This window comes from Mycobacterium sp. (assembly GCF_035314665.1).
Lineage (GTDB): Bacteria > Actinomycetota > Actinomycetes > Mycobacteriales > Mycobacteriaceae > Mycobacterium.
Genome location: NZ_DATFZD010000405.1, coordinates 1 through 3,504, shown reverse-complemented (window position 1 = coordinate 3,504; position 3,504 = coordinate 1). Strand labels below are relative to the sequence as shown.

Below are 3,504 nucleotides of genomic sequence, written 5' to 3'. Positions count from 1 at the left end.
ACATCGCCCGAACGGGTTCGCGTGTTTTACGGGTGATGGGCGCCGGCTGGTAACCTGCTAGCGACCAGGGGCTATGGCGCAGTTGGTAGCGCGACTCGTTCGCATCGAGTAGGTCAGGGGTTCGAATCCCCTTAGCTCCACCACAAAAGTCCAGCTCACGGCTACCCTTCGACGTTACGTCGGGAACAACGTAACAATTGGCGTAACATCAGATGTTGTGGCAAGCATCCACGCCCAGAAGAACCGCGCCGGGAACACCTACCGCGTGCTGTGGCGCCACGACGGTCGCCAGCGCTCGCTGACGTTCGAGAACCTGCCTGCTGCAGAGCGTTTCAAGACCCTGCTCGAGGACCACGGGCCGGACGACGCGCTGCGCGTCATCGAGCTCGACGAGATCGGGCGCCACGTTCCAACCGTCACCGAGTGGCTGACCACTCACATCGACAACCTCACCGGTGTGCAATCGGCGACCCTGGCGCGCTACCGCACGTACGTTGCTCGCGACATCGATCCTGTTTTTGGGTCCATGCCCGTCTCGGCGGTCACTGAGGCCACGATCGCGCAATGGGTGAAGCAGCTGGGCGGCAGCGGAAAGACCATCTCGAACAAGCATGGCTTCGTGTCCGGGGCGTTCAAAGCTGCGGTGCGTGCTGGAGTGATGGCGTCGAACCCATGCGAGGGCCGACGCCTGCCGCACACCCGTGTCGAGGAGACGGTGTTCCTCACGCCGGGCGAGTTCCGACTGCTGCGCGACCACATCGAGCGCGAGCGCTGGAAGAATCTCGCGACCTGGCTGGTGAGCACCGGCATGCGCTTCTCTGAGGCGACCGCGCTCACCGCGGCCGACATCAATGCCGATGCTAAGACCTGTCGCATCACCAAGGCCTGGAAGTACTCCGGTGACTACCGACCGCAGATCGGTCCGCCGAAGACGAAGAAGTCGGTCCGGACCATCAGCTTGCCGTCCGCGGCGCTGGAGGTCGTTGACCTCACCGCGCCGGGATTCCTGTTCACCAACGGCGCGGGCAATCCCGTTCGCGCCCAGGAGTTCTTTAACGGCGGCTGGAAGCCGGGCCGCGAGCGCGCCCTGGCAGCTGGGCTGACGAAGTCTCCACGGGTGCACGACCTGCGCCATACGTGTGCGTCGTGGATGATCGCCGCCGACGTACCGTTGCCGATCATTCAGCAGCATCTGGGGCATGAGTCCATCCAGACGACCATCGGTGTGTACGGGCATCTGGATCGTCGCAGTGCGCAGGTGGCTGCCGACGCGATCGGCTCGGTGCTGAGCTGACCGCCTCACGGTTGATGGCCACAGGACGTGGTGGGTTCGGTGCATGTCTTGATGTCGGACAAAACGATCGACAACGTCGCCAGCCTGGTAGTCCTCATGCTCCGGCGCTTCGACAATCCCTTGCGGCAGGAGTTATTCAAGCGCCGTGCTGCTGATGGAGTCGTCGGCCGTAGCGACTCTGGCGTGACAGCCCCGACGGCGAGGGCGGGTCGGCCGGCCGTGCCTGGATGCACATCGACTCGATTGCTTCTTCGATCTGGGCCTCGGTCATCGCCCATCGTCCGGCACGCTTCATGCCGGCGAACGTGCGGTCACGAAGTTTTGATCGCAGGTAGGACTCGGAGAGTCCCAGGATGCGCGCTGCCTCTGCCAGGTCGTAAATGATGGGAATCTTGACGCTCAGCAGTCGTGCGCGGGTGACCGGGTCGACGGGGTCATGCCGACTCATGGAGGTGCTCATTGACTCACTGTACGAAGGCTGACGAGCTAAGGCGACGGTCAGAGGAAACTTTTTCACGTGCGTATCGAGGCGCGCGGCACGGACGCTAAATCGCTGCACACCAGTATTTCCCGCTGTTTCCCGATCGGGCGGTACCTCGTGAGAAATCCGCCACGCAAGGCCCTTGCGTCTCAAAACGCTAAGCCGTGACCGTGGCGTGACCGCGGCCAGAGTCGTTACAGTCCGATGGTGGTGAGGGACGCAGAAGCTTTGGATCCGCGCCGGCGGCCGCACCCAGTTTCAGCGATGCCCAACGTTGTCGAGACTGCGCGCAAGCGGGCCGTGTTCCTCACCGACGTAGTGTCTCACCTCGCCAGGTACCGGATCGCGCTTGCGGCGTTGGCAGACTTCGAACGTCGTCATGAAAACGCTGAGCGGGCTGCCGATGTGGACGATATCTATCTCTCGCTTGATAACGCCAAACAGCAATTCGGTATCGATGCTGACGATGCTCATGCGCGGTGGGTCAACCTTCGTCGGCTCAATGAATCGGAGCAGCGCAGATTCCCTGAAGTCTGATCTCGACAGACACGACCGAAAGCTCAGCAATCCTGCGCACAGGATGTTCCAGAGCCTGTTTCAGCGGCCATCATGGCTACTTAGCCGGGCCAGCCACGACGGAAACGACAAGCGTTCAATTCCAAATTGGAATGAGTTGAACCTGCTCGGGAGTGTCGCATCGGTGCGTTCTTCCAAAGCGGATGAGTGGGCGGATGGCCATCTGTTCTGCGTTGCGACATCGGCTGTGTTGGAGCCGTATTAGTGGATGCTGAGCATCACTGCGACGGCGCGCTCCGCGCAGCGTGGCTCGTCGTTTGGACTGACTACTGGTGGCGCCAAGGGCTGATTTCTTGAGTCGGTCATCCCGTGCGTGGAAGCACTCGTTCGCGGTGCGGTAGCCCTGGCGTTCGGGTAATTCGGCCCGGCGTTGTCTCGAGGTCTGCGCCGTATGCGGCCAATCGGCGCTGCTGCCCGCGGATGTGCTTTTCTTCCCGCCGACATGGCGGGCTTGACAGTGTCGAGAGATCACGCCGCGGCATCGAGCATGTTGCGGATCGCCGACCGCAACACGCGTCGAGCAAGCCACTCGTTAGCGGTGCCGCAACTTTCACGCAGATCCTCCCGAATCCGTCCCTGAGGTGTTCGGCCCGACACGGGTTTTAGTACCTCGCGGCGTTCGGAAGTAGTACGTGTGCAAGCTCCCTGGCCGCTCGTAACACTCGTTTGTCGAGCTCTTTTCTGCGGGCTCGGGCAGTGATCTGAGCAAGGACCCAGGCGCAATGGTCGGGGTCGTTGAGTACGTGTATTTCGAGGTCTTCAATCGTCGGAGGGCGGGGGACAATCACCGGCCGAACAACCGCAGGGGAGTACCGCGGAACCTCGATGACGCGAACCGCGGTGCCGGCACGTTCGGCGGCAGCGCGCTCGGCGTGCGCCGCCCGCCGGCAGGCAGTCGAGCACCAGATCCTGCGCCGACCTCGGCGCGGACTGTCGCCGGGTAGTGGCGTACTTATCGGCAGGCCACAGCGGGGACACAAAGGCCCCACGTCCTTGGCGTCCATACCGCCCATCTTAAAACGTCTCGACGAAATGTTGCCATTCCGAGACCTAAGTGCAAGAGGTGTGATGTTCGGCGGAAGGGTTGAGTTAGGACGGCCTACGTGTCGATGAGTTGGGGCCGCGATCGGCGTGACGTGAACCGATGGGGGTC

At 62.4% G+C, this 3,504-nt stretch carries 3 protein-coding genes and 1 tRNA gene; 2 read left to right on the top strand and 2 right to left on the bottom strand.

The genetic code is table 11. From position 1 onward, the window contains the following. Positions 1 to 67: 67 nt before the first annotated feature. Both VKI00_RS28870 and VKI00_RS28865 read left to right on the top strand, forming a co-directional pair. Positions 68 to 143: transfer RNA gene (locus tag VKI00_RS28870), tRNA-Ala, on the top strand. A 74-nt stretch (positions 144 to 217) separates the two neighbouring features. Next, positions 218 to 1,294, top strand: a complete 1,077-nt coding sequence (locus tag VKI00_RS28865) for a tyrosine-type recombinase/integrase (RefSeq protein WP_324444326.1) — start codon at positions 218 to 220, stop codon at positions 1,292 to 1,294. A 136-nt stretch (positions 1,295 to 1,430) separates the two neighbouring features. Here the strand turns inward: VKI00_RS28865 and VKI00_RS28860 are convergent, their stop codons facing one another. Continuing rightward, positions 1,431 to 1,754 carry a helix-turn-helix domain-containing protein gene (locus VKI00_RS28860; RefSeq protein WP_324444324.1) on the bottom strand — a complete coding sequence of 108 codons (324 nt, stop codon included), beginning with the start codon at positions 1,752 to 1,754 and terminating at the stop codon, positions 1,431 to 1,433. A 279-nt stretch (positions 1,755 to 2,033) separates the two neighbouring features. Beyond that, positions 2,034 to 2,249: a hypothetical protein gene (locus VKI00_RS28855; RefSeq protein WP_324444322.1), complete on the bottom strand. Its 216-nt coding sequence runs from the start codon at positions 2,247 to 2,249 to the stop codon at positions 2,034 to 2,036. Positions 2,250 to 3,504: the final 1,255 nt, after the last annotated feature.

What these genes read in the sequence shown, in the direction of transcription:
- VKI00_RS28855 (WP_324444322.1), bottom strand. Translation starts at nt 2,249, where the DNA reads ATGAGCATCGTCAGCATCGATACCGAATTGCTGTTTGGCGTTATCAAG.
- VKI00_RS28860 (WP_324444324.1), bottom strand. Translation starts at nt 1,754, where the DNA reads ATGAGCACCTCCATGAGTCGGCATGACCCCGTCGACCCGGTCACCCGC.